Origin of the sequence: Capnocytophaga canis (assembly GCF_000827555.1) — a bacterium.
GTDB lineage: Bacteria > Bacteroidota > Bacteroidia > Flavobacteriales > Flavobacteriaceae > Capnocytophaga > Capnocytophaga canis.
Genome location: NZ_CDOI01000134.1, coordinates 1 through 25804, shown reverse-complemented (window position 1 = coordinate 25804; position 25804 = coordinate 1). Strand labels below are relative to the sequence as shown.

At 36.4% G+C, this 25804-nt stretch carries 21 protein-coding genes and 1 tRNA gene; 9 read left to right on the top strand and 13 right to left on the bottom strand.

Annotation, left to right across the window (positions count from 1 at the left end):
- Window positions 1-65: 65 nt before the first annotated feature.
- From nrfH to ddpX, 7 genes are all read left to right on the top strand, one after another.
- A complete protein-coding gene (nrfH, locus tag CCAND38_RS04165) occupies window positions 66-689 on the top strand; it encodes a cytochrome c nitrite reductase small subunit (protein WP_042005392.1) in 624 nt (207 codons plus the stop codon).
- A gap of 20 nt (window positions 690-709) precedes the next feature.
- Window positions 710-2182: an ammonia-forming cytochrome c nitrite reductase gene (gene nrfA, locus CCAND38_RS04160; RefSeq protein ID WP_042344004.1), complete on the top strand. Its 1473-nt coding sequence runs from the start codon at window positions 710-712 to the stop codon at window positions 2180-2182.
- A 94-nt stretch (window positions 2183-2276) separates the two neighbouring features.
- Window positions 2277-3236, top strand: a complete 960-nt coding sequence (locus tag CCAND38_RS04155; protein ID WP_042344003.1) for a YheT family hydrolase — start codon at window positions 2277-2279, stop codon at window positions 3234-3236.
- 439 nt (window positions 3237-3675) lie between these two features.
- A tRNA-Asp gene (locus CCAND38_RS04150) sits at window positions 3676-3749 on the top strand.
- Window positions 3750-4201: 452 nt separating this feature from the next.
- Complete coding sequence (locus CCAND38_RS04145) at window positions 4202-5551, top strand: lytic transglycosylase domain-containing protein (protein ID WP_042005396.1); 1350 nt, start codon at window positions 4202-4204, stop codon at window positions 5549-5551.
- 61 nt (window positions 5552-5612) lie between these two features.
- Complete coding sequence (locus tag CCAND38_RS04140) at window positions 5613-6725, top strand: TlpA family protein disulfide reductase (RefSeq protein ID WP_042344002.1); 1113 nt, start codon at window positions 5613-5615, stop codon at window positions 6723-6725.
- A gap of 280 nt (window positions 6726-7005) precedes the next feature.
- On the top strand, window positions 7006-7569 hold the full coding sequence (gene ddpX / locus CCAND38_RS04135) for a D-alanyl-D-alanine dipeptidase (protein ID WP_042344044.1): 564 nt from the start codon (window positions 7006-7008) through the stop codon (window positions 7567-7569).
- Between the two features lie 326 nt (window positions 7570-7895).
- On the opposite strand, the gene gldC is transcribed toward ddpX, so the two are convergent.
- The 5 genes from gldC to CCAND38_RS04110 all read right to left on the bottom strand — a co-directional run bounded on the left by gldC (window position 7896) and on the right by CCAND38_RS04110 (window position 13195).
- The gene (gene gldC, locus CCAND38_RS04130; protein WP_042344001.1) at window positions 7896-8222 is read right to left on the bottom strand and encodes a gliding motility protein GldC; all 327 of its coding nucleotides are present in this window, start codon (window positions 8220-8222) and stop codon (window positions 7896-7898) included.
- Window positions 8222-9175 (bottom strand): gliding motility lipoprotein GldB, encoded by a 954-nt coding sequence (gene gldB / locus CCAND38_RS04125; RefSeq protein WP_042344000.1) that lies wholly within the window; start codon window positions 9173-9175, stop codon window positions 8222-8224. The genes gldC and gldB overlap by 1 nt, the downstream gene beginning before the upstream one ends.
- 124 nt (window positions 9176-9299) lie before the next feature.
- The gene (locus tag CCAND38_RS04120; protein ID WP_042343999.1) at window positions 9300-9794 is read right to left on the bottom strand and encodes a hypothetical protein; all 495 of its coding nucleotides are present in this window, start codon (window positions 9792-9794) and stop codon (window positions 9300-9302) included.
- A 201-nt stretch (window positions 9795-9995) separates the two neighbouring features.
- Window positions 9996-12299 carry a TonB-dependent receptor gene (locus tag CCAND38_RS04115; protein ID WP_042343998.1) on the bottom strand — a complete coding sequence of 768 codons (2304 nt, stop codon included), beginning with the start codon at window positions 12297-12299 and terminating at the stop codon, window positions 9996-9998.
- A 197-nt stretch (window positions 12300-12496) separates the two neighbouring features.
- A complete protein-coding gene (locus CCAND38_RS04110) occupies window positions 12497-13195 on the bottom strand; it encodes a DUF4198 domain-containing protein (protein ID WP_042005419.1) in 699 nt (232 codons plus the stop codon).
- Window positions 13196-13603: 408 nt separating this feature from the next.
- Between CCAND38_RS04110 and CCAND38_RS04105 the strand changes: the two genes are divergently transcribed.
- The gene (locus CCAND38_RS04105) at window positions 13604-14995 is read left to right on the top strand and encodes an exonuclease domain-containing protein (RefSeq protein WP_042343997.1); all 1392 of its coding nucleotides are present in this window, start codon (window positions 13604-13606) and stop codon (window positions 14993-14995) included.
- Window positions 14988-15512 (top strand): hypothetical protein, encoded by a 525-nt coding sequence (locus CCAND38_RS04100; protein ID WP_052458113.1) that lies wholly within the window; start codon window positions 14988-14990, stop codon window positions 15510-15512. Before CCAND38_RS04105 ends, CCAND38_RS04100 begins: the two co-directional genes overlap by 8 nt.
- 10 nt (window positions 15513-15522) lie before the next feature.
- On the opposite strand, the gene CCAND38_RS04095 is transcribed toward CCAND38_RS04100, so the two are convergent.
- From CCAND38_RS04095 to CCAND38_RS04055, 8 genes are all read right to left on the bottom strand, one after another.
- Entirely contained in the window at window positions 15523-16554 is a 1032-nt protein-coding gene (locus CCAND38_RS04095) for an RluA family pseudouridine synthase (RefSeq protein WP_042343996.1), read from the bottom strand.
- Window positions 16554-17153, bottom strand: a complete 600-nt coding sequence (locus CCAND38_RS04090; protein ID WP_042005407.1) for a PASTA domain-containing protein — start codon at window positions 17151-17153, stop codon at window positions 16554-16556. Before CCAND38_RS04090 ends, CCAND38_RS04095 begins: the two co-directional genes overlap by 1 nt.
- Window positions 17154-17228: 75 nt before the next feature.
- Window positions 17229-17582, bottom strand: a complete 354-nt coding sequence (locus CCAND38_RS04085) for a phage holin family protein (RefSeq protein ID WP_042343995.1) — start codon at window positions 17580-17582, stop codon at window positions 17229-17231.
- Window positions 17583-17641: 59 nt separating this feature from the next.
- A complete protein-coding gene (locus CCAND38_RS04080) occupies window positions 17642-18892 on the bottom strand; it encodes a hemolysin family protein (RefSeq protein WP_042005409.1) in 1251 nt (416 codons plus the stop codon).
- Window positions 18893-19486: 594 nt separating this feature from the next.
- Entirely contained in the window at window positions 19487-23497 is a 4011-nt protein-coding gene (locus tag CCAND38_RS04070) for a glycoside hydrolase family 2 TIM barrel-domain containing protein (protein WP_156129761.1), read from the bottom strand.
- 101 nt (window positions 23498-23598) lie between these two features.
- Entirely contained in the window at window positions 23599-24885 is a 1287-nt protein-coding gene (locus CCAND38_RS04065; protein ID WP_042343993.1) for a M56 family metallopeptidase, read from the bottom strand.
- Complete coding sequence (locus tag CCAND38_RS04060; RefSeq protein ID WP_018278204.1) at window positions 24885-25256, bottom strand: BlaI/MecI/CopY family transcriptional regulator; 372 nt, start codon at window positions 25254-25256, stop codon at window positions 24885-24887. Before CCAND38_RS04060 ends, CCAND38_RS04065 begins: the two co-directional genes overlap by 1 nt.
- Before the next feature lie 165 nt (window positions 25257-25421).
- The coding region (locus tag CCAND38_RS04055; protein ID WP_042343992.1) for a pirin family protein at window positions 25422-25804 on the bottom strand (383 nt) is incomplete at its 5' end.

The following is a 25804-nucleotide window of genomic DNA, read 5'->3' as shown; positions in this document are numbered from 1 at the left end:
AAGCTCTTTTTTATTACGCGTTAATGTTGTAATTTAGTCCTCGAAAAACAAGATAATGTACTGATATGGCAACTGGAAGTAAAGAAAAAAAGAAGTTTTCGCTAATCCCACCACCCCAGTGGCGATTGCCAGCATTGATTGTTATAGGAGCGATGTTTGGTTTAGGGTTCTATGCATTGTATCTCAGTAGGGCTACATCCTATATGTCAGATGATCCCAAAGCCTGTATCAACTGCCATGTGATGACACCTCATTATATGACCTGGAATAAAAGTTCTCACCGTGAAGTAGCAAGCTGTAACGATTGTCATGTTCCACAAGACAATATGTTCAGTAAGTACTACTTTAAAGCAAAAGATGGGCTTTGGCACTCTTATGTATTTACCACGAGAAACGAACCAGAGGTCATTCGAGCTAAAGATGCTTCAGTGGAGGTTATTCATCAGAATTGTGTGCGTTGTCACATCGATCAAGTAACCGATGCTAAGCTGGAAAGCGATGTAGCTAATCATATTCACAGTCGCACTGACCGACTCTGTTGGGAGTGCCATCGTGAAGTGCCTCACGGAGCAGTCAAAAGTCTGTCGTCCATTGGATTTCAGATTGAACCCACTCAGTTTGATAACGGAAGAGATAGTGTTCGCGTGATGGAGTGGATTAAAAAGAGTAACGAAAGTAAAAGCAAATAAACATTTTAAAACTGACAACAATGAAAAATTGGGTATTTTTTATCGTAACAATAATTGTAGTGTTTGGACTGGGATGGTTAATCTCAAACATCACTGACAGAAAGGCAGAGGCAAAGTTTGCCTATAAGCCAAAAGTAGAAATTAGAACGGACAAAATTGAGCCACGAGACTCTATTTGGGGATTGAATTATCCACGCCAGTATCAATCATATATGAAAACAGCAGATACTACCTATAGAAGTCCATTCCGTTCAAGTGGTCGTTTAGATGCACTTGAACACGAACCAGATTTGGTGATTCTTTGGGCAGGATATGCGTTTAGCAAAGACTATAATCAACCTCGTGGACATGCTTATGCAATTCAAGATTTAAGAAAAACCTTGCGTACGGCTTCTCCTAAATTTGATGGAGATGGACCAATGCCATCGGCTTGTTGGGAATGTAAAGGACCAGATGTGCCTCGTATGATGCAAGAGCTTGGTTTACCAGAATATTACAGTAAAAAATGGTCGGACTTGGGTAGTGAAATGGTTAACTCTATTGGTTGCGCTGACTGTCACGACCCCAAAACAATGAATTTGACGATTACCCGTCCAGCGTTGGTGGAAGCGTTCAAAGTGCAGGGATTTGACATCAACAAACAATCTCATCAAGAGATGCGTAATTTAGTGTGTGCTCAATGCCACGTAGAGTATTATTTCGATAAGAATAAGGTGGAAGGCTCTATGTTTGTGGTGTTCCCTTGGCACAATGGTATGACAATGGAAGGAGCTGAAGAGTATTATGACAAAATCGGTTTCTATGATTGGGTTCACCCGCTGAGCAAAGCTAAAATGTTAAAAGCTCAACATCCTGATTATGAAATATATAAGACAAGCGTTCACGCAAAACGTGGGGTTTCTTGTGCCGACTGTCATATGCCTTACAAATCAGAAGGAGGACAAAAATTTACAGATCACCATATAGGTTCACCGTTGGCTAATGTTGAAAATTCTTGTTTTGTTTGTCACAGAGAGAATGCCAATGATTTGATAGGAGATGTTTATGAGCGTCAAGCAAAAGTACAAGAAGGAACGTCACAATTAGCTCGTCAAGTGGCAATCGCTCATATTGAAGCTAAAAAAGCATGGGATTTGGGTGCAACAGAGGCACAAATGGCTCCAATTTTAGCCAATATCCGTAAAGCACAATGGCGTTGGGATTATTCAGTAGCTTCGCATGGAGGTTCTTTCCACGCTCCTGTGGAAACACAACGTATTGTAAATAGTGGTTTAGGATATGCCCGTGATGCCCGTTTAGGACTTTCTAAAGTGCTTTCTAAGCTTGGATTTGAAGGCGAGGTGCCTCTACCTGAATTCAAAAAAGAAGTACTACAGGCTTACATCGGGTTGGATATGGAAAAAGAACGTGCTAATAAAAAAGAATTCTTGAATACTTTAGTTCCTGAGTGGATCAAAAAAGCTAAAGAAAGAGAAGCTAAAATGAGTAATTAATTTTGTTAGGACTCCATAGCTGGACTATCCGTGGGATTACGTATCTTTGTTGCCAGTCAGCAAAAATAGGTAATTTTACGGATAGTTTTTTAGTATGCCACTCGTCACATCAGTTTATAATCCTCCTTTGTTATTCCGTCAAGCGGATATTTCAACGATTTATTCGGGCAAAATACGCCAAGTAAAAGGCATTTCTCAGTCGAGAGAGTGTATCGAACTTCCCGATGGTGATTTTTTAGATTTGGATTGGAGCTATGCCTTTGAAAAAACTAATCGGTGTATTGTTATCCTTCACGGATTGGAGGGTTCAGCAAAGCGTCCTTACGTTTTAGCAACAGCTAAGTTATTCAATCAAAATGGATATGATGCCTGTGCGATGAATTTTCGCGGGTGCGGTGGCGAACCTAATCGTTTGTTTTCAACGTATCATTCAGGAAAAACAGATGATTTAGAGGCTGTCATACTAAAAGTACTTCAACTCGGATACTCCCAAGTTTTCATAAAGGGATTCAGTATGGGAGGAAATATTGCATTGAAATATGCAGGAACGCATTCACTCCCCACTGAAGTAAAAGCCATTGTAGGGGTGTCCGTGCCTTGTGACTTGAAAGGGGCTTCGCTTAGGTTGTTAAGTAGTCGTAATTGGCTTTATGCCAAGCGGTTTCTTAGGACACTTATTGTAAAAATTAAAGAAAAACAACAGCGATTCCCAACAAGAATAACCCTTGATGAAATACAATCTATCAGAAATTTACGAGATTTTGACAATGTTTATACTTCTAAGGCTCATGGCTTTAAGGATGCGGATGATTATTACGAACAATGTAGTTCTTTACCTAATTTAGGAAACATTCAAGTACCTACGTTGTTGCTTAACGCTAAAAATGATTCGTTTCTTTCGCTAAGTTGTTTTCCATACGATATTGCTAAAAATCATCAATTTTTGTGTTTAGAGACTCCAAATTACGGAGGGCATGTGGCTTTTTATGACGCTCAGAACATCTATTATAATGAGAAAAAAGCGTTACAATTTTGTGAAAGTCATTGTTCCTAAAACGACAAAACGTGTATTCATTCCAAATTCGACTTGATAACATTTGTTACAAATCGGAGATTCGCTATAGAGATAATTTTTTATGTTTAGTTCTGATGATCATAGTTCAAGTAAGGCGTTTTGCAATATAATACCCATATTTAGGGGGAGTATTGACACTTACAATATCATGTCATTTGAATGGTTAATACATTCAAAATAGGATGCACTAAACGTTGTGTTTCTCAATTCAGTACCACATCGAAATGACATGACTAATAACAATTGCTGCTAGTTTTTTTATCGAAATACCTTTACAGTAATAGCTATTTAATTTCCTTGATTATCAGTAATTTAACTTTGTATCTAAACAAAATAAATGGTATGTTTACTTGTTTTTTTTATAGAAAACTTGCATGATAAAAAAAATATACATACATTTGCAACGCATTCACATTAAGGTTTGGTAGTTCAGTTGGTTAGAATACCTGCCTGTCACGCAGGGGGTCGCGGGTTCGAGTCCCGTCCAGACCGCAATTAAAATTTAGTTGTGTTGTTTTGTGTAAAAACTTTTTACACAGGTTTATGGTAATAAACCAATGGAGGCTTTCCTAGTTTAGGAAGGCTTTTTTTTGTGATATGAAACACCTTTTCTTTTAAAAATCAAAGATTTAAAAGTAAATCACATAACGCTACATAGTTTTTCTACACATCTATCGTGATTTTTTGTTTAACTCTTCACAGATTAGTAATTACGGATAATGAATGTAAATTCTGATTAAAAACGAAAAATTGACGTTTTTAAGTTTTATGTACTTCTTACTCATAATGGATTTTGATATACATGAATCTTCTCAACATACGGCTGTTTAGGAATGCTACGTTTTTTGTTTTTATACTTCTTTTAACATCAGAAATTTGTTTCTTTTCATGTAAATATAGATTTTTGTAACTTGAAATAGTATGCGTATTAAAAATATAAATTTATGAAGAGATATAGCTTAAGTGTTTTATTTGGTCTGTTAGTAGGAAATCTGGTGGCTCAAACACCTCAAAACGTGCCGAATGACACTATCAACAAAATAGAACAAAAATCTGATGAGATTTTTGACAATTCGCAAGAAACCCCCATCTACATACGTGAAGAAACAACAACTCTTAAAGATCATCCGAAGGCTGAAAGTTATGACAAAAAATGGTTGAAAGAGCTATCTAATTCCGATCTCTTTTTTCAGATGAGCGAGGTTATTCACAATGAACCTATTGAAGATGTGATGTTCGAGGAACTTTCTACCGAAGTATTGAAACAACGCTTAGAAAAACTTAATCAGAAAACGCCTTTTAACGTGGAATACAATCCTATTTTGGAACGAGTTATTAAATCATTCCTAAAAAATAGACGCAGTTCGTTGGAGCGATTAATGAGTTTGAGTGACTACTACTTTCCTATGTTTGAACAGGAAATGAGTAACCACAAAATCCCTTTGGAAATGAAATACTTGGCAATTGTAGAGTCGGCGTTAAATCCTAAAGCACGTTCCCGAATGGGAGCGACTGGTTTGTGGCAATTCATGTTTACAACGGGAAAAGCATATGGTTTGGAAGTGAGCAACTATGTGGATGAGCGTAGTGACCCAGTACGTTCCACCAAAGCGGCAGCTCGTTTCTTGAGCGAACTCTACAAGATTTTTGGTGATTGGGATTTGGTGTTGGCGGCATACAATTCGGGGCCAGGCAACGTAACCAAAGCAATGCGACGCTCAGGAGGCAAGAAAAATTATTGGAATTTACGTCCTTATCTGCCACAGGAAACCGCTGGTTATGTACCCGCATTTTTGGCGACACTATATATTTTCGAGTATGCCAAAGAACACGGATTCAGACCACAAAAACGGGCAAACCATCATTTTGTGACAGATACTGTGCGAGTGAAACAGGCTGTTCCGTTCAAAAATATCGCTGAATTGACAGGAATGGACATCCAAGAGATTCAATTTTTCAACCCTTCTTATCAATTAGATGTGGTGCCGTATGTGGAAGGTCGAAATTATGCGTTGCGTTTGCCAATTGAAGAAATAGGTAAATTCGTAGCAAATGAGGATATGATCTATTCCTACATCAGTGAGGAAATTTCCAAACGTGAAAAACCGCTTCCCGCATTGTTGAAAGGGGATTATGTACGTGGAGGTAAAAAAACGACCTATATAGTCAAAAAAGGAGATGTGTTAGGGAAAATTGCATCCCGACACGGTGTTACAGTTTCAAACCTTAAAAATTGGAATAAAATTAAGGGAAATAACATCAGAGTAGGGCAAAAATTAGTGATTTACAAGTAGTTTAGGAAATCGTTTGTTTTGGTAAGCTTTTTGATAAGCTATTTGAATTAAAATATTTTTTATGAAACGATTGTTTTTCACTTGTGCGTTTTTTATATATTTGTTAGGCTCTGCTCAGATGACTTTCTCGGAACGAGTTGAGTATTCTGAATTAGCTACTTCGAAGGACAAACAACTTTTTTTTGTTGATTTTTGGGCAACATGGTGTGTGCCATGCATTCATGTGTCTACCTATTTGAATACTGTACAAGAACAATTTCGCGAAGAGCTTTACATTGTTTCTGTTACTCAGGAAAATTCAGATGTTGTACGTCCGTTTTTGATAAAGCATCCGACAAAATTGGCGGTAAGTATTGATTATGATGGTCAGAATTTTAAAAAACACAATGTTCGTGCGTTGCCTTACGGGGTGTTGTTCAATGCTGAAGGAAAAATCTTATGGAAGGGAAATCCCGCTGATTTCACTCCCAAAATAATCCGTGAACAATTGGCAAAAAACAAGAAAACTACTCCGATTTATGATTTCCTAAAGTACGCTTCTTATCAGAATGAAGTAGAAATAACGCTTGATTTTAACGGAGATTACAAGATCCAACGAGCAAATAACCCGTGGGGGTCGTCGCCCGTAGTGGAACGTAATGGAGATATTACAATAATCAAAGGCTCTATCACTCAAATCATAGGATATTTGCTTAAAGTTAGTAGTCGCCAAGTGACGATGAAAGGTGAAAATGCCCAATATGAGCTATTGATAAAGAAAACAGTAAACAAAGCAAGGCAAGAAAGGCAGATAGCCGAGTCTATCGTCAAAGAATTGGGGTATAAACTTCGAAAGGAAGAGCGGTCGGGACAAATTTTAGAAGTGCGTTTGCCCGAATCTACCGCCAACTATTGGAAGACTGACCAGATTGATTGGGGAACAAAAAATTCTAAATTTTTAGTGGATGATAATCAGTTTTCTGCTGACAATATCTCAGTACATGATTTTCTGTATAAATTGTCGGAAGTGGTGGGTAAACCCATCTCAGTCAAAAATTCACATCACGCAAATGACCAGTTGTTTGACTGGCAAATGCATTATTGGTTTCGAGATTTAATGGTTGACAATCTATCTCAATTGGGAATCCAAGCTCAAGAGACATCTGGAAATTTTACGAGATATTTTTTGGAGTAAATTACGGTTTTATAATTCACCAATTTTAAGGCATATAATCAATATGAAGCATTCAAAACAAAAAATCACGGTTCTTTTGCAATTGTTTTTTATAGGATTCGGACTTGTTTCATGTAAAAACAATCAACATCCCGAAAAAAAAACAATCGTCTTCGAACAGAAAGTGCTTTCTGCTCCTGAGGAGGTTGCAAAAACAGAGGGTATTGAAGACAATAGATTTGATATTGTCGAAGTAAAAACCACTCCAGAGGGTGTCACCGTTGAAAAAGACTCTTTAGAAATAGAAAAACAAGCTATTTACGATGATTTTATAAACATCAAAAGCCTCTCTGGAGATTTTGTTTTAGATATAAAATATGCTACTGAGGATAATTTTTTAGGACAAGCCGTATACGATTGCCCTGAGTGTTTTCTACGTAGAGCAACAGCTCAGGCGTTACACAATGCTAATGAAGAGTTTAAAACTTTGGGCTATCGTATTAAAATCTTCGATTGTTACCGACCTCTTTCTGTTCAAAAAAAAATGTGGAACATACTTCCTGGAACGAACTATGTTGCTAATCCAGCAAAGGGTTCAAAACACAATCGAGGAGCAGCAGTGGATCTGACATTGGTTGACAGTGAGGGCAATGAACTGGATATGGGTACACCTTTTGACTTCTTTGGAAAAGAAGCGCATCACACCTATACTAAGCTCCCGAAAGAAGTTTTACAAAATCGTAACTTACTAAAAATCACTCTTAATAAACACAACTTCAAGTCTATTTCCTCCGAATGGTGGCACTATGAATATCGTCCTGAAATGGAATCAAAAGTAGAAGATTTCGTGTGGGAATGCAATTAGCCCCATTCGTAAAAACATTCAGTTTTTCCAAAGGTTAAATTTTGCTTTCCTAAAACCTAAATGGGCCAATGGGTTTTATCCAATAAAGAGTCCGATGAATACTTTTTAAATAGCTTTAGAAAAAATTCCTCTTGAAAATTTCAAATTTTCCTCAGGAAAGGCTAAAAAATAGTTTGTCAGGTCGAGACTTTTGCGTTTATAGCAATTAATACTTTTAATATAAACTCTTTATTTTGATATTTTCACCAAATATTGAGGCTTGTTTATAGTCAGCGTACGAACTACCTATTTGAAATAAAAATAGTTTAGAAGTTTTATTAAAGTACTTATTTGAGTTCCATTTTTTCGGCAAAATACTCACAAAAATCGCGCATCGTATCACGCATTTTTTCATCTTCCGTAGCACGGTAAAACGTTTCGGCCATCGATGAAAGCGTTTGATAAAAGAAAAGTTTCATTTCATCAACAGGCATTTCTTTCGTCCATAAATCAATGCGTAGTGCTTCTTTATTTTTAGAATCCCAAACCGACAAGAAGATGGCTTTTGCCTCCTCATTGTAAATTCCTCCATCTTGAGCATTCCAAAAAAGTTTTTCAGGAATTTTATTTTCGTCCAACGCTACGGTTAATTCAATTTTTGATGTGTTTGCCATTATTTTTTAGGTTTATAAAATGATTGTTTAAAAATTTCATCTGCATCCATTGCTAATAGCTCAATGAGCGATTTACCGTTATTTTTTTGAGCATAACTTTTTACGATTTGCAACCCGATGTATCGTCCGATTTGACCCGGGGATTCATTGTCAAGCTCTAAATAGAATTTGGAGAATGGAGCTGGATAAATGAATCGGTTGAGTAGCTGTTTGTTAGTTTGGTAAAGCAATTCGTTTTCAATGAAGTAACGCCATATTTGACTTTCATTTTCTGTAGCCCATTGTGTTTTTTCCGAATCGTACTTCAACAAATCACCATCCGATTTCTTTGGGAGTAATTGTGATAGTAAGTAGAGCTTCTTACCTTCGTAAATCATATGATCTAAAAAAGAAAGGTGTTGATTCCGAGGGACTAATTTTTCAGCGAAAGTTTCGGCTATATCTGTAACAATATGTTCTTTTTTGAGCTCCGAACGTATGTATTTCTGAATATTCTCGTAAAAATAGTGTTCTTCGCCTAAATAGTTATCCAACTGAATAAATAAAAGAGAATCGGCATAAATGACTCTGGAGTGATAGTCCACCTCCGATGTCACTGTAATTACCTTAGGAGCTACAAACTTCGGGAAATAGTATTTTACGTGTTGGAACAGGTGTTTTATTGCTGTTTTTTCATTGGAGAAATCACCAAAAACCTTGTTGATTTCTCTTACAATCTCTTGATTAAGAGTGTCTTTTTGGTATTCTTCCCATTTTTCGTCCTCTGTATAGGCAGAAAACAAATAAGGGTATTCTTTTTTTAATTCGGATAATTTCCCAGCGGGTGATAAAAAGAACAAAGAATCGAAGCGGATGGTTTCAAACTCCATAGGAATCTGAGCGATTTCTCGTTCTTTTTTATCACCGCAGGAAATAAAAAATAAAATAACGACAGCGAATAAGATTTTTTTCATGGAGGATACCTTTTGTTCGTGCAAAGATATATTTTTTAGGAAATAAACGCAAAAGAAATGCACTCACTAATAGAACTATAACTAAAGTAGCTCAAGAAAAAGTTCCTGTCATGATAATAAAATCCTAAATTGCATCATTTTTTGGGAAAGCTACGATATAATTCCCTTTCTCTCTGAAAGCTAACTCTACGTCATTAAAGTAAATTTCTTTCAGTTTTCCCACAAAACCACAATGATTTTCAATATAACCTTTAATTCTCAAAGTGTCTGTCTTTTCAGCTTGTCTGATTAAAAAACGCACTTCTTTCCCTGTGTATATATATTCCACTACATTTTTTTCCCAAGCAAATACCACTATATTACCTTTATAAAGAGCTACCTCTGCAATATCTTTGATAAGAAGACTGTCTTTTTGAAGAAAAATCGAAATATCCTTCTCAAAATTACGATGGGCAAGGTCATAAAAGCTGTAAGGAAGGTTTTCATTTTCTTGGATGATTAGTCTCAAGTCAGCAGGAGGGGGGGAACATCTTTTCTTTTTCTCTTCGAGAGAAGAATCTTTCTTACAGGCAACAAAGCCAATTAAAACTAAAAAAATATATAATTTTAATTTTTTCATAACAAAAATATTTTGATTACGTTGCGAAGCTAAAAATAAAAAATAGAAAAAACAAGAAACCGAAAAATTTTAACATATATCCTTACTTCACTGTAAAGGGTTAGTATATAGGTTACTACACGGTTTATGACTGATTTTCGTAATAAAAAAAGAGGCTGCCCTAAATTTTTAAGACAGCCTAATTTTCGTATGTTATTTTTACTACATTTTGATTTTTACACCCGCAAAAATAGTTCTTGGCAATGCTGGGCCATAAATGTACGTTGGGTCACGTTCCACGCCTTTGTCGAAATCTTTTTGATATTCATTAAAGATGTTTTTTACTCCTGCACTTAGCTCCATATCAAAAAAGTCATTGAAAGAAAGATTGTAAACGGTGTTAAGACCAAAATCGAACATTCCTTTAGAAGTTTTTAATGCGTTTTCACCTTCGTGGAATAGTTCCATAGCTCCTGTGTAAACGCTTGTTAAATTCAGAGTCCATTTTTCTGTAGGTCTGTACGAAGCGGTTAAGTTTCCATAGATGGATGGCGAACGCAATATTTTATCGGTTTCCGCTATAACGGTTCCATCTTCTTCTTCAGCAACAACTTGAGACTTGCTAAATCTTGAACTTTGGAAAGTACTTCCCAATTGGAAAGCAAATTTGGAGTTAGGAGCATATTTGAACTCAACATTGATTCCTTTTACAGTAGCTCCATCGCCATTTTGTTTTTGTTTGATGTCTAATTCGTCGTGTTTTCCTACCGAAACATAATGGAAAGGGTCGTTCAAATTGGTGTAGAAAGCTTCAAGCATCGCTACAATTTGGTGTCCATCATGCGAATGGTTATATTCCAACGAAGCCGAGAAGCTATCAGAAGTTTCTTTTTTCAGATCCGAAGCAAGTTCCACACGGCGTACTTCTCCTGTAATAAGTTCAGAGTGAACATCTTCTGAGTAAAACAATGGAGCTCTGAACCCTCGTGAGTATGTTCCTCGTGCGATTACCTCTTTGGTGATGTTATAAAGTAAACTTGCTCTTGGATTCAAAGCTGATACTGATTTTGCTAATAAATTAGAATTGATATTATCCAAACGCAATCCTGCTAAAACCTTAAATTTCGGTGTGATTTTCCAATCCACTTGTGAATACACGCCTAAAATATGCTGATCTTGATTTACCCCTAAGATTTCAGGATTACGACGATTTTCTGCGATTTCATCATATTTATACTCTGCACCTGAAGTCCATTGTAAACTATTTTCATTTACATAGAATTGAGCGGTATGTTGTCCACCTAACACCCAAATGTTTTCACGGGTAATTCCGTAGTTAAGCCCTTCCAAATCATAGGCATCATTTTCAACGTCGTATGCTCCGTAGTAATTGTTTGCTCTTGTGCGTTGTCCACTAATGAATGCCGACCATTTGTTGTTGTACGTTGGTGAATAATAGTCATAAGTAGCATTTCCTCCGATGTTGTTAGTTCTGATGGATTCAGCGATGTCCGCCATATGTTCAGGCATGTCGAATTTATTTCCTCCACGACGATCTTCATTCCCGATGTTTAACTCTCCAACTAATTTTTTTCTTTCAGAAATATTATTAAAAAATTTGGCTCCTACGTTCAGATTTCTCAAGCGTGTTAATTCCGAAAAACCATCGTCATTAGCATCGTAAGGTTGTCTCCAACGATTTACCCCATAGAAAGAAATTCCTCTTTGCAAATCATCGCTCACTAAGGAGGCATTGAATGATGCTACTAAATCTTCTGACTTTCCTGCAATCAATGAAGAGGTAATTCCTGCTTGCATCGAATTTTCAGTTGGATTTTTAGTAATAATATTGATTGTTCCTGCAACTGCACTTGCACCGAACAAAGCTGACCCTCCTCCACGAATTACTTCAATGCGTTCAATCATACTTGTTGGAATTTGCTCCAAACCATAAACTCCGTTCAACGAACCAAAAATCGGGCGACTGTCAATCAAAATTTGTGAATAAGCCCCTTCCATTCCGTTGATTCTTACCTGTGAAAATCCACAATTTTGACAATTAACCTCAGTTCGCAATCCAGGCTGAAATACCAAACCTTCCATCAGCGTGGTAGCACGTACTTTTACTAAATCCTTTTGGCTGGTAACACTCACTAAAACAGGAGCTTCTTTACGATTTAGATGAGTTCTTGTTGCTGAAACAACTACCTCTTCAATCCCTAAAACATCTTCCTGTAATTGGATGTTTTTTTCAACAACTTTGTTTGAGGCAATATGAATTTTTTCAGAAAAAGGCACAAATCCTAATGAGTTGATTTTGAGTGTGTAATCGCCATTAGGAACTGAGAGTTTAAAAGCACCATTTTTGTCAGAAGTCGTCCATTTTTTCTGATTTGCACTTTCCAATACCACCGTTACGGATTCTAACCGAGCTTTGTTGGAGGAAACGACTCCTTTTAAAACACCTTCTTGGGCATATATTATTAAGGAAAAAAGAAATAAAATAAGCGTAGAAAATACTTTCATAAATCTATTTTTTATTTGTTAAACTAAAATTTTCGGCAAAGCTAAAAAATATATTTGATATGCACAAAATAAAATTAGAATTATTTTAGATAAGATTTTTTATGTGCGATTTTTACTTTTGAAGCAACCAAGAAAGGCTGTTAGAAAAAGTTTCCAACAGCCTTCTAATCATGGTGTTTCTAAAATCATGATGGATACTACTTAGCGTAGATTACATACGTAATTGTTTGATAATCCGATTTGTAATCAGCTCCGTTATGCGTTCCTGTCTCCTTTTTAGAGTATGAATATTCTACAATGTACTTTCCTTTCCAAGGTAATGTGAATGAAATTTCACCTTTGTTATTGGAACGAAATGATTGTCCCCAACCATTTTCATACGAAATGTTCACACGCTCTTTTTCTGCCACATTTCCTTCTTTCAAGATTTTGATTTTATTTTTTTGTCCAACTTTAAAATCCGTATTTTCAGCCGATAGCTGTACAGGCAGATTTCCAAATTGTAAATCCTTTTTTTCCTTAGAATTTACATTTACAAAAGCTACCGATTGATAAGTGATTTTCATCTCGCGAAATACATCTTTCACCAAATGAGCCACACTCACAGTATATGTCCCTTTTTCAGTAGGAGTAAAAAACGCAACATAATGACTTTCACGTTTCGTTTTTTGTAAACTTTCAACTTTGCCTGACGGATAAGTAACTTTCACATCAATATCTCTGATATCAGAGAACCATTTTTCACTGAATGTTGGACTCTCTAATTCTCCAAAAAAGATTTTTACTTCGTGTTGTTTGTTGAGTTTTCCTGAAGTGTTGGTTTCCAACCAAACGGTATGTGCTTTAGCAGTGATTGCCAAGCAGAATAAAACGATAAAACTGATTGTTTTCTTCATCATAATATGTATTAAAGTTAATAAGTTACTTATATAAAAAACGTTTGCTTTTCTGAGGAATCTATCACTACAGCATCTTTCAGAGATATACAGATTTAGATAACATGTAGCCAGCCAATCCTCTCGAGTTAAACTGAGAAAATAATACCTAAGATAGATGTTTTTTCTATGTGTATCTTCTCAATGAACTGATTTTAAACAAATGAAATTCATAAATAGGAGGCAAATATAACAAATTATTTTTATTTAGAACAAATGTAGATAAAATTAATGTTATTTTCAGGCATTATTTTTACTCATCTGAAATCGGTTAAGATTAGTTGTATGCCATATTTTTTGGAAAAATTCATATATTTGCACTCAGATATAAACTTAATTTATCTATTCTAACATAAATAAAACATTCTCTTGTACGCAATTCTTGACATTGAGACCACGGGCGGGAAATTTAATGAAGAAGGCATCACTGAAATTGCCATCTATCGTTTTGATGGACACGAAGTTGTTGATCAATTCATAACCCTTATTAATCCTGAACGCGAAATACAAGATTTTGTAGTGAAGCTCACAGGTATTAACAACAAAATGTTGCGAAATGCGCCAAAATTTTATGAAGTGGCTAAACGAATTATCGAAATCACGCAGGATTGTGTGATTGTTGCCCATAATGCAAGTTTTGATTATCGCATTTTGCAGACGGAATACCGACGCTTGGGGTACGATTTTTCTCGTACCACACTCTGTACAGTTGAATTAGCACAACGATTAATTCCGGGTAAAGAATCTTATAGTTTAGGTAAGTTAGCACGTTCTTTGGGAATTCCAGTTAGTGAGCGACATAGAGCTTGTGGTGATGCACTTGCCACAGTCAAACTCTTTAAATATCTCTTAGAAAAAGACAGCAAAAAAGAGATTATCACTACGTATTTGAAAAGCAATGCCCCTACAATAAATGTCCGCCATATTCGTATGCTGGATGAGTTACCCGAACGTTTGGGAGTGTACTATATGTACAATGAAGCGGGAGAAATCATCTACATCGGAAAGAATAAGAATATCAAAAAACGAGTGACTCAACATTTTTCCTCACCCTTGAAGCGAGATGTTTTATTGCAAAAACAAACATATAAAATTACATACGAAGAAACAGGAAATGAACTCATTACACGATTGAAGGAGCTACACGAGTTGGAGCATAACAACCCCAAATACAACAAAAATAATAAGTCAAATACAACAAAAATTAACTATGTTTTGACTTCGCACTTTAATCGCAGTGGATATCTTTGTTTTTCAACCGAGATGTTTCAAACACAAAAAACATCGTTCATAACTACTTTTGAAACAATTCACCAGGCTCAAAATTTTCTGTATCAGATTACAGAAGAATTTGGATTATGCCCCAAACTGCAGCGGCTGTCGGAGGCTAAAAAAAATTGTCATAACTACACTATCAAAAAATGTAATGGAGCGTGTATTGATGAAGAAGCTGTGGAAATTTACAACCAACGTGCCGAGCAGGTAATAAAAAAGTATGGCTTTGTAAATCAAACCATTGCTATCATTGACAAAGGACGTACATTTGATGAGAAGAGTGTGATTTTGGTCGTGAACGGAATCGTCAAAGGTTACGGATTTTTTAATTTGAATTATCAACTATCACAGGTAGAAATCTTGGAAAATTTGATCACGCCTTTGTCTAATTCGTTAAAAAACAGACATATCATACAATCGTACGTTCGAAATCATAAAGTAAAAATAATACCAATAAACACACAAAATTCAATATCTTATGAATAAGCAAACCTTACTTGTAATTTTACTACTTATCTCATTGGGGATAAATATTTTCTTCCTATTCCGTGCGGAAAGAAACGAAATCGAATTTGCTGAGGTTCCCAAAGTGGACTCTGAACAGGTTGCTACAGCCGATGGTGACCGACAATCATTGTTGGACTCAATCCGTTCATTAGTGATTAAAAATAGTGATTTGCAATATTTTGATTTACAATATAATAACACTGCAAAGGATTATTTTATTGAACAAGGAATTGATAATCCTGAGGAGTTAGTGATGAATCAAATTTTGAAAACCAATACTGTGAAAGGAAAACACCCTTTGATTCGTTTTGCACCTAAAAATGAGAGTTTCCAAACTAATAAAATCAAAATCTTAAACCACAAATGGGCAATTTGTGATTTTTCTGATGGCAGACTTTGGGGAGAATTACTTATAAAATATTACATCAACGAAGACAAAACAGTAGAATTGACTGTGATGGATGATTTGCTTTATCCCGAAGAAGGCAGAGATTAGCGTCTGATAATCATTCTCCCACAAACTGACGATATGTTCTCCACTTTTCGATACAATCAACCATATCTTGAGGCAGTTCCGAATCAAAACGTAACATATCGCCTGTCACGGGATGCTCAAAGCCTAAGGTCTTTGCGTGTAATGCCTGACGGGGCAACACTTGGAAGCAATTCTCAACAAATTGTTTGTATTTAGCAAAAGTAGTACCTTTCAAAATTTTATCACCTCCATAGCGTTCGTCATTGAAAAGAGTGTGACCTAAATGCTTGAGGTGTACGCGAATTTGGTGTGTACGTCCAGTTTCTAACCTGCAAGAAATCAGTGTTACATATCCAAAGCGTTCCAAAACTTTGTAATGTGTGATAGCCTCTTTACCGTGACTTCCATCTGGGAAAACAGCCATTTGCAATCGGTCTTTTAGGTGTCGTCCGATGTGTCCTTCTATCGTTCCTTCATCGTCTTTAACGTCACCCCATACCAAAGCAACATACTCACGTTCAGTTGTTTTGTGGAAAAATTGTTGAGCCAGATGTACCATCGCTGTTTCTGTTTTAGCGATGACTAAAAGTCCGCTGGTGTCTTTGTCAATACGATGCACCAGCCCTGGTCTATTGCTGCTGTTATTTGGCAGATTATCAAAATGATATACGAGAGCATTGATGAGTGTTCCACTATAATTTCCATGCCCTGGATGCACGACCATTCCCGCGGGTTTGTTAACGACTAATAGCTGATCGTCTTCAAACAGAATGTCGATTGGGATATTTTCTGGGGTAAGTAGCTCCTCATGTGGAGGGTGTGCAAACATGACTTTAACCTCGTCGTTAGCTTTAACCCGATAATTCGATTTGACAGCGATTCCATTAACGAATATATTTCCTTGTTTTGCAGCCTGTTGTACCTTGTTTCGGGTAGCATTTTCTACAAAATTCATCAAGAACTTATCCACTCGTAAAGGTTCCTGCCCTTTACCAGCCTTGAAACTGTAATGTTCGTAAAGCTCATCGCCTTTTTCAATATCTTCTTCCTCAAATGTAATCATTATTCCAATTCTTCCAAAGGTATAACAATCTCTTCAACCGCTGTAGAGTCAATAGGTTGTCCTGTAAATCCATTGCCACATGTCAAATCTATCTTTGAAGTTTTAATGAGTTGATCCCCAGGCTCTACTTTTTGTCCGTTATGCGAAAGTTCTAACACCATGTCCTTACCGATGTCATCGACATAGGTGACTTTTCCAATTTCTAACCCAACCGATTTTAGTATGGCTTCAGCACTTCGTCTCGTAATTTGAATTACTTTTGGTATGGTTACTTTACGGTAGCCAGATGGATTAATCGTCAGGTAGATTTTACGCCCCTCTTTCACATGCTCCGTAGCTTCGGGATTTTGGCTGATTACCGAATATTTTGGAAATTTAGGATCATAGGTAGCCGAGTCAAGTACCTCGTAACGTAGATCAATTTCTTTAAGCATAAAATCAACTTCGGTCAGTGTTTTCTTAGATAGGTCAGGTACAACTACATACTCACCATGGTTTGTCCATACTTTCAGTATTGATAGGGATATAAATCCTAAAAGGACTAACAAAATACAGGCTAAAACAACGTGTATGGCTAATTTTTTGACGTGCTTTTTCATTTGATTGTTTTTTTATTCTTAAATTTTTAAGGATTCGGAATTTGTTGTTACACTCTCCTAAGTTCTACATTTGGCTTATCTCCTTTGCTCTTGCTTGTCTAACAAATTTTGAGCTACGGATTGCACTAATGAAAGACATAAACTGAATAACAAAGCTCCTAAAAATCCGTTTACTTTGAATCCTTCAACCAATTGAGCTGCTAATAGGATAATGACCGCATTAATTACGAACATAAATAGACCTAAAGTAAGAATGGTTATAGGAATGGAAATAATTGCCAACACTGGTTTTACTAAAACATTCAGAATTGACAAGACAAAAGCTACTAAAACAGCTGAAAAATAATCAGTTATATGCGCTCCTGGCAATATATTTCCCAAAAGAAATATGATAACTGATGTGATTAATAAACTTACGATATATTTCATTTTAGCTATGAATTTACAATTACAGATAATAGAAAAGCCCTTTCTCGAGATTTTTTTTCCTATCGCTCTTGAATTAAAACACGCACACGCTCAATTTTGTTTGCTGAGCATTCTTCAATAACAAAATCAAATGGAGCAAGTTCCACAATTTCGCCTTGTGAGGGAATGCCTTCGTTAGAGGAAACTATCAACCCGCCAAGAGTTTCATATTCCTCACTTTCAGGCAGATTAAGTTTATAAGTTTCGTTGATATACTCCACCTCCAGACGTGCAGAGAACACAAACTCATTGTCCGATATTCTTTCCTCCACAAAGTCATCTTTATCGTGTTCATCTTCAATCTCCCCAAAAAGTTCCTCGACTATATCCTCCAGAGTGAGCATCCCTGAAGTACCCCCATATTCATCTAAAACCACGACCATACTTTTCCGTTTTCGTGTGAGCATATTGAGGATTTCGTTAATGAGCATAGTTTCAGGAATGTACGGAATTGGAATCAAAATACTTTTAATATCTTTAGGTTTTTTGAACATATCAAACGTATGTACATATCCCACAATATCATCAATATTTTCGTTGTAAACCAATATCTTAGAAAACCCTGAAGACACGAATGTATCAATGAGAACCTCTGGTTTTTCATTGATTTCGACTGCCACAATCTCAGTACGAGGAACCATAATTTCACGTGCCTTTACCCCCGAGAATTCTAATGCATTCTGAAAAATCTGTACTTCGGCATCAACTTCCTGTTTCTCTGGAACATTTTCCATCTGTTCGGAAATATAATCCACAAGTTCCAATTTTGTGAACGATAACGGGACATAATCACCCTTAGTTTTAAAGAACGTTTTCAGTATAAAATCTGAGATCCAAATAACAAAATTCGATATTGGAGAGAACAACCAATAGAAAAAATAAGCTGGAATAGCCAATATTTTTAATAATTGATTGGCGTAAATTTGAAAAAAAACTTTCGGCATGAACTCTGCCGTGATAAGGATGATCAGCGTAGAGATTACGGTATGCCACAACACATTTTGAAAAAAAGGAGGTAACGTAGCTGTCATCACGCGCCCCATCTCGAATCCGTATAGTACTAATGTAATGTTATTGCCCACCAACATAGTTGTAATCAACTTCGAAGGTTTACGCGTTATTTTGGTCAACACATCGGCCAATAATCCTCCTTGCTTTTTTTGGATTTCGATATGCACTTTATTAGAGGATACGTATGCAATCTCGAAACCTGAAAAAAAGGCAGATAAAATCAAGCATATGATTATTATAATGATAGAAATTGGTTCCATTGTTTCAAAATGATAGTGTTACCCAAATTAGTTGCAAAACTAAAAAAAACTTTGCTAAAATCTTAGTTTTTAATAAAGTTTTTAAGCAAAACGCATAATCTTTTTATTTCTGTAAGCTGTGTAAGGTTTGTATAATCAGCTTTTTAGTTGGCAAAATAAACTCTCAAATGAAGCATTTAAAAAAATCATTGTGGGGTGACTTAAAAAATGAACTTTTAGCACTATCAAAAAAAGTATCTTTCGTAGCACAAGGGGTAAGCGAAAACAAAATCAACATTACCCAAGAGACGAGTTTAATTTTTTTGATATGTAAAATCAACTCTTTCAAGCATTTTGATAATTTGTTGTTAAGAAAGTGTACTTTTTTTGTAACTTTTTCTTCTTTCATTTGTCTCAAGAGTAAAAATCAATATTATATGAAGACCATATTTTTTTTACCACTCTCGACAAGTTTCTGGACAATAAAATCCGAAAGCGTCTCTATCCCTTTGCTTATAGTTGTTTTTATTCCTCTTCAAATGAAAAAAAATGATATAAAAATCAAAAAAACCTCAGAAATTTTCTGAGGTTTTTGGTTAGTATTCTTGAAGATTTTTACTCTTCTAAGACTGAAAACTCTGCTCCTGAAGCAAAATCTTGATTGTAGAGCTGTGTTAGTGCCGTAAATCGGATATAACGGGCTTTGACAGGTTTTTCTAAAAGTACTCGTTTGAGTTCCGCACTGGAATCAAATGTTCCCTTCTGAATTTCAGTCCAATTTTTACCATCTGTGCTTACCGAAAAGCTGTATTCTTTCACTTTGCTGCTCCAACTATCGTAAGGCAAATACGTAAATCCTTTAATGGTGCGTATTTCGCTCATATCAAAGTCCACCCAATGCGGATATTTTGCTACTGTAACTGAGTACATCGTGTGCCATATCGTATTCGGATTACCATCAACTAAGTTCTGAGCATCACCTTCGCCTGATTCCTCACTACTTGCAGAAATTACTCGGATAGGAATATTTTCTATACGATTGAAAATCATTTCTACTTTTGAGTCTGGTTTTCCTTCAAACCAAGCGGTTACTTTTCCCCCTTTTCGCAATGGAATGGGTAGATTATATTTTGAAGGTTTTCCTTTTCCGTCAATGGTATAAACGATTTTAGCAAACTCGTCTGCTGAATTAATACTCACATTTCCAAAATAATCGTGTGAAATGGAAATAGGAATTTCCCCTGAAGCCTTTATGTTTACCATTGCTTCGATATTTCCACTAAGAACTGGACGAATTATAAAACCTGTGATATGCGAACCTCTGGATAAAACACGATCTTTTGAAAGAGGTGCTCCTTGTCCGCAACTATTTCCGCCTAAGCCTGTTACAGCAATATCTAAATTCAGATATGTGTCCTTAGCCTTAGGCAATTCGTGTGGATGCCCTGCTAAAATCATATCTTTCGCAGTATATTGCAATGCAGAAGCTGACATTGGCTCATTCGGAATGAAAATCGCTCCATTTCCTTGATTGTCAGTAAGCGAAATCCAACGTACTTCTTCGTGATTGCCCATATCTTGTGGTTTTGGGAAATGTACGAATTCGTCCTTGACTTTTCCTGAAAATTGCTCAATAAAAGCTCCCGTTTTTCGGTCGTTATAGTTGTCGTGCTTTCCACGTCCGTAATAAGTTAAATTTTCGTACTTCTGCGGAATAGTCATCACGTATCCTAAGCGTGGTAATGTCAGCCACAAATCGTTAGATGTAATAGCCGATTGCAGTTCTATACTTCCGTCAGGATAAATCGTATATATCTGATTTGTAATAAATTTGAAGTCTTTTTCTCCAAATTTTCTATCGGTTAATTCCTCAATTTTATTTTTTCCTGAACTTGTCCCTCCGTGAATTTTCGCTGCATTCGGAGCTTGTGAAACCACTGTGAAATATACTGAAAATGAGCCATTTTTGTTTTCAACTACTTTGTTGGAAGTGGCATTGTGTTTCAAATTATGTAACCCTTTTTCAAACCACTTTTCATAAAACCAATTATCGTTATTCACGAAAGCCCGTAGTGCATTGATTTGTGGTCCGTTGCCGTCAGTGATAATACTTTCATTTCCGTATTGAAGACTAAAAATACTTCCTGTTTTAGTGTCAAATTTTGCCGTAAAATTGCTGTTTTTTAATACTTTCAGATTTCCTTCATCAGAAAGTTCAATTTTCCCGCCTTTGGCAATTTGCAAAATAGAAGGTCGTTGTGTTGGTGATTTCAGCAAAAATTGTTCTTCTGCTTGGACGTATCCTTTTTCTGCCCAAGGTTTATCTTCTTTCAATTTGAATTGAATTTTTAATAAATATTCCGAAGTGGGTTTTAAAAGCGATTGATTATAAGGTACTTTTACAGATTTTCTGCTTCGTGCTGGAATGTTGCCAATGGCTAAATTCCCTTTTTCAATTGATTTTCCGTCTTCAAACAAAGACCACTCTACATCATAATCCGATAAATCCTTGAAATAGTTTTTGTTAAAGATTTCAACTTCATTGCCTATATTTTTCAATCCAACATATTGATACACTTTTTTCACTTCGTAATATTGCGGTTTGGGCGTCATATCTGCGAAAACAATTCCGTTCATAACAAACTGACCGTCATTTGGATAGTCGCCAAAATCACCTCCGTAAGCAAAATAGCGTTTGCCGTCTTTGGTGTAATTGTACATCGCTTGGTCAATCCAATCCCAAATTGCACCACCGCAAATGAAATTGCTCGACTCAATAGCTTCCCAATAATCTACCAAATTTCCAACGGCATTTCCCATAGAATGAGCGTATTCCGAAATGTGGAACGGATATTTGATATTGTGTGTTCCTTCCGAAGCTCCTTTCATCCAAGCAATTGACGGATATTGATTTGAACCCATATCCACGATATCGTTATTTCGCTCATACTGAACAGGTCGCGAAGCATCAAATTTTTTCAGAGCGTTGTAAGCCGTAACGAAGTTTTCGCCTGGTCCTGCTTCATTTCCAAGCGACCAAATAACAATCGAAGGGCTATTTACCGTTGCGTGAGCCATTTCCAACACCCGAGCAACGTGTGCTTTTTCCCATTCTTTGGGGTGTGAAAGCGATTCTTTTCCGTAGTAATACTGATGCGATTCGATGTTGGCTTCATCTTCCAAATAAATACCATATTTGTCGCACAAGTAGTACCAATATGGGTCGTCAGGGTAATGTGAATTTCGCACGTGATTGATGTTCGCTTTCATCATCAATTTTACTTCGTCTTCCATTTGTTGGCGTGTAATGGCGTGACCCACAGACGGATTAGTTTCGTGACGATTTACTCCTTTGAATTTCACCGTTTTTCCGTTTACGTAGAAATATCGTCCTGCTTTGCCAAACTCGTCATCTTCGGCTTTCGTGTCTTTAATTTCTACTTTTCGAAAACCTGTATAAGTCGAAATGGTTTCTACGACTTTTCCTTTGGCATCTTTGAGCTGAGCCACCAAAACGTAACGATTCGGAAATTCACTCGACCATTTTTTCGGATTTTCTAACGGAAATTTCGTTTTAATGACCGATGATTTTTGAGAAGAAATATCAAATGAAGCAGAAAAAATAGGTTTTCCAACTTCTTTATTTTCATCAGAATAGAGCTTGTTTTCGTATAATGAATATTCTATTTTGTAGCCTTTGGCTTGTTTTTTGTCCAAATTGCGGATTTCTGCCGAAATGTTCAATTCTCCGTTTAGGTAGTTTTTATCTAAATCAGGAATTACTTGCAAATCACGGATTTGTACTTTTGGAACGGAAGTTAAAGCCACCGTACGGAAAATTCCCGCCAAGCGGAACATATCCTGAGCTTCAAGGAACGAACCATCGGAATTTCGGTACACTTCCACCGCAACTGTGTTTTTGCCTTTTTGCAGATATTTGGTAATGTTGAACGAAGCCAAATTGCGTGAATTTTTGGAAAAACCAACGTATTTTCCGTTTATCCACAGATAGAAAAAGGAATCCACACCATCGAAATTGATAAAAACTTCACGATTTTTCCAATCCTGCGGAATAGTAAATTCGCGTCGGTACGAGCCTACTTCGTTGCGGTATTCATAAGTTGTCCAATTTGTTGGTGGAGTTCGCATTACGCCTTTTCGCCAATCGTCCACTTTACGTTCGTGGTAGAAAATCACAGGCTGATTCACGTAAATCGGTACACCATATTTTAGTGTTCCATCTTTTTGAATGCCGTAGATATTCCAATTGGAAGGCACAGGAATTTCCTCCCACGCAGTTATGTCATAGCTCGGTTTGAAGAAATCCTTCGGACGCTTATCGGGTGTTTTTACCCAATGAAATTTCCAATTTCCGTTGAGCGATTGCCAATATTTGGAATTTTCGGGCAATACTTTTCGTGCCGACTGTTTATCAGCAAACGAGAAAAAATAGGCTTTGGGCTGTTCTTTGTTAAGTGAGAGTTCTTCCACTGATTCCCATTCCTTGCCCGTGGGAGCTTGTTGGTCGCCATAGGCATAGCCAAGGAGAGACTGCTGTTGAGCGAAAATAAAATTGGAAAACACCAATCCTACAATCAAACTTACTTTGTTAATGTGTTGTATCATAATTTTAGTTGAAAAAACAATTCGCACAAAGGTAATGAAAAAATTGACGGTTTCCAATGAAAAAAAGACAAAGCCCAAAAAAAATGAGCTTTGTCAAAATCCTATTTACCTAATTTAAAACTTATTGGATAAACGAAATTTACTGCAATATTTTTACCTTTGTGTTTTGCTGGAATAAGTTCAGGTAGCATTTCTATGAGACGTTTTGCTTCTTCTTGAAGTAGCTTATCGCCTCCTTTTAACGATTTTACAACAACCTTTCCTTCAGCGCCTATGACAAAAACCACGGTTACCTTACCTTGTAGATTATTTTTTAAAGCAGCCTCTGGATATTTGAAATTACGTGCTATGTGTGCGTCCATTTTTTTTCTGAAGCAATCTAAATTTTCACTTTCAGAAACATTCTCACACTCCTTAAAGCGAGGTGTTTTATCTACTTTCGTAAAGGGAAGTGTGTCATTCACAACTTGATTGTTTGTAAGTTGAGGTTCAGCCACTGAAATTTTTGGAAGGTTTTCCGATAGATTGTTTTGCGGAGCATTACCTGCCGAAAGCATCAGCACTGAAACTGCCAATGCAGGGATTGCCAATAAGTATTTTGACATTCCTTTTGTCGATTTTTGTTTTTGTTGTAACATACTTAGTCTTCGTTTGATAAGTTTGGGGGCAGACCAATAACTGGTAAGTAAATCAATCTTCGTTCCCAAAGCTTGGTTAATAAGTGTTTGATAATAATAGTTTTGAAACTTAGGGTAGGTTTGCCTATCGGCTTCAAATTCGTGTGCTTCTACCAATCGCTTCTGATAGAAATACAACAACGGATTAAACCAAAAAACAATCTTCATCAGTTCCAAAAATAACAAATCAAGCGAGTGCCACTGCTTTTGATGCACTTTTTCGTGTTCAATAACACAGGTTTCTTCCGCTTGTTCTTTGCCTACATAAATGTTATTCATAAATGTAAAGGCTTGGGTCAAATCCTCTAATAGGAAAATACGAGTTCCGTTCAGAACCACCCGTTGTGAACGGTTCAATAGGTGGCTCAACCGTATTATTTTTATGATGAAAAGCAATCCGAAGCATACTGCCCCGATACCGTAAATCATTTCATACCAATTGATAGCATTCGTGTTGGAAGCTATAACCATATTTTCTGAATTTGTATTGGCATAGGCGACAAATTCTTCCAAACGGATAGCGGCTGTAATATTATCGTTTGCCAAAGAAATCGGGAAAAAAGGCAATATTAATGAAAGTGCAATTCCCGATAGCAGGAAAAAGCGATTTATCCTAAAATAAGGTTCGTTTTTGAAAAACGCTTCGTAAAGCAATAAAAACAAAAGCTGTACGAACATCGTTTTAACTGAATATATTAAAAAGTTTTCCATCACTTTTCCTTTTTAAGTTTTTGCAATAGGTCTTCTACATCTTTTAAGTCGATGTCCTTTTTTTCAACAAAGAAGGAAAGCATTGATTTAAAAGAACCTTTAAAATAATTTTCAGCCAAGTCTTTAAGTGATTTGTGACTGTAAATTTCCTTCGATACTATTGGAAAATAGATAAATCCTCTACCTTGTGGCTCGTGACTTACAAACCCTTTATTTTCCAATATCCGAACCACTGTTGATACCGTGTTGTAGGCAGGTTTGGGGTCATTAAGTTGTGCAATGATATCATTGACTGTACCTTTACCCAATTGCCACAATACTTGCATAATTTCTTCTTCAGCTTTAGTAAGCGTTTTTATAGATTGAGACATTAACTTATTATTTTTATACGGCAAATATACAAACTATTTTTTTAGTTACAACTATTTTTTTAGTTTTATTGGATAAAAAAATTTGAATTAAGCACAAAAAAACACATAATAAAAAGAAAATCAATTTATTAAGTGTTTATTATTTTGTTAGGTTTCACATTTTCGTTACTTCAACTCTCCAAACTTGCCTTGTTCAAAATCTTGGAAGGCTTGTATGAGTTCTTGGCGGGTATTCATCACAAACGGACCATAAGCGGCAATGGGTTCGGCAATGGGTTCTCCACTAAGTACTAATATCAAGGCATCAGAAGTGGCTTCCACAGTGAAATTTTCACCATCGTTTTTGAACAAAACAAAGTGGTCAGCAGCGACTTCCTCCTGTTCGTTTACGCGGATACTTCCCTCCACCGTTACCAAAGTCGTGGTGTAATGTTTTGGGAAAGAAAGTGTGGTTTTTCCTCCTCTTTGCAAACTCACATTATACATATGGATAGGACTAAAAGTAGAAGCCGCACCTTTCACGCCGTTGTATTCCCCTGCAATAACTG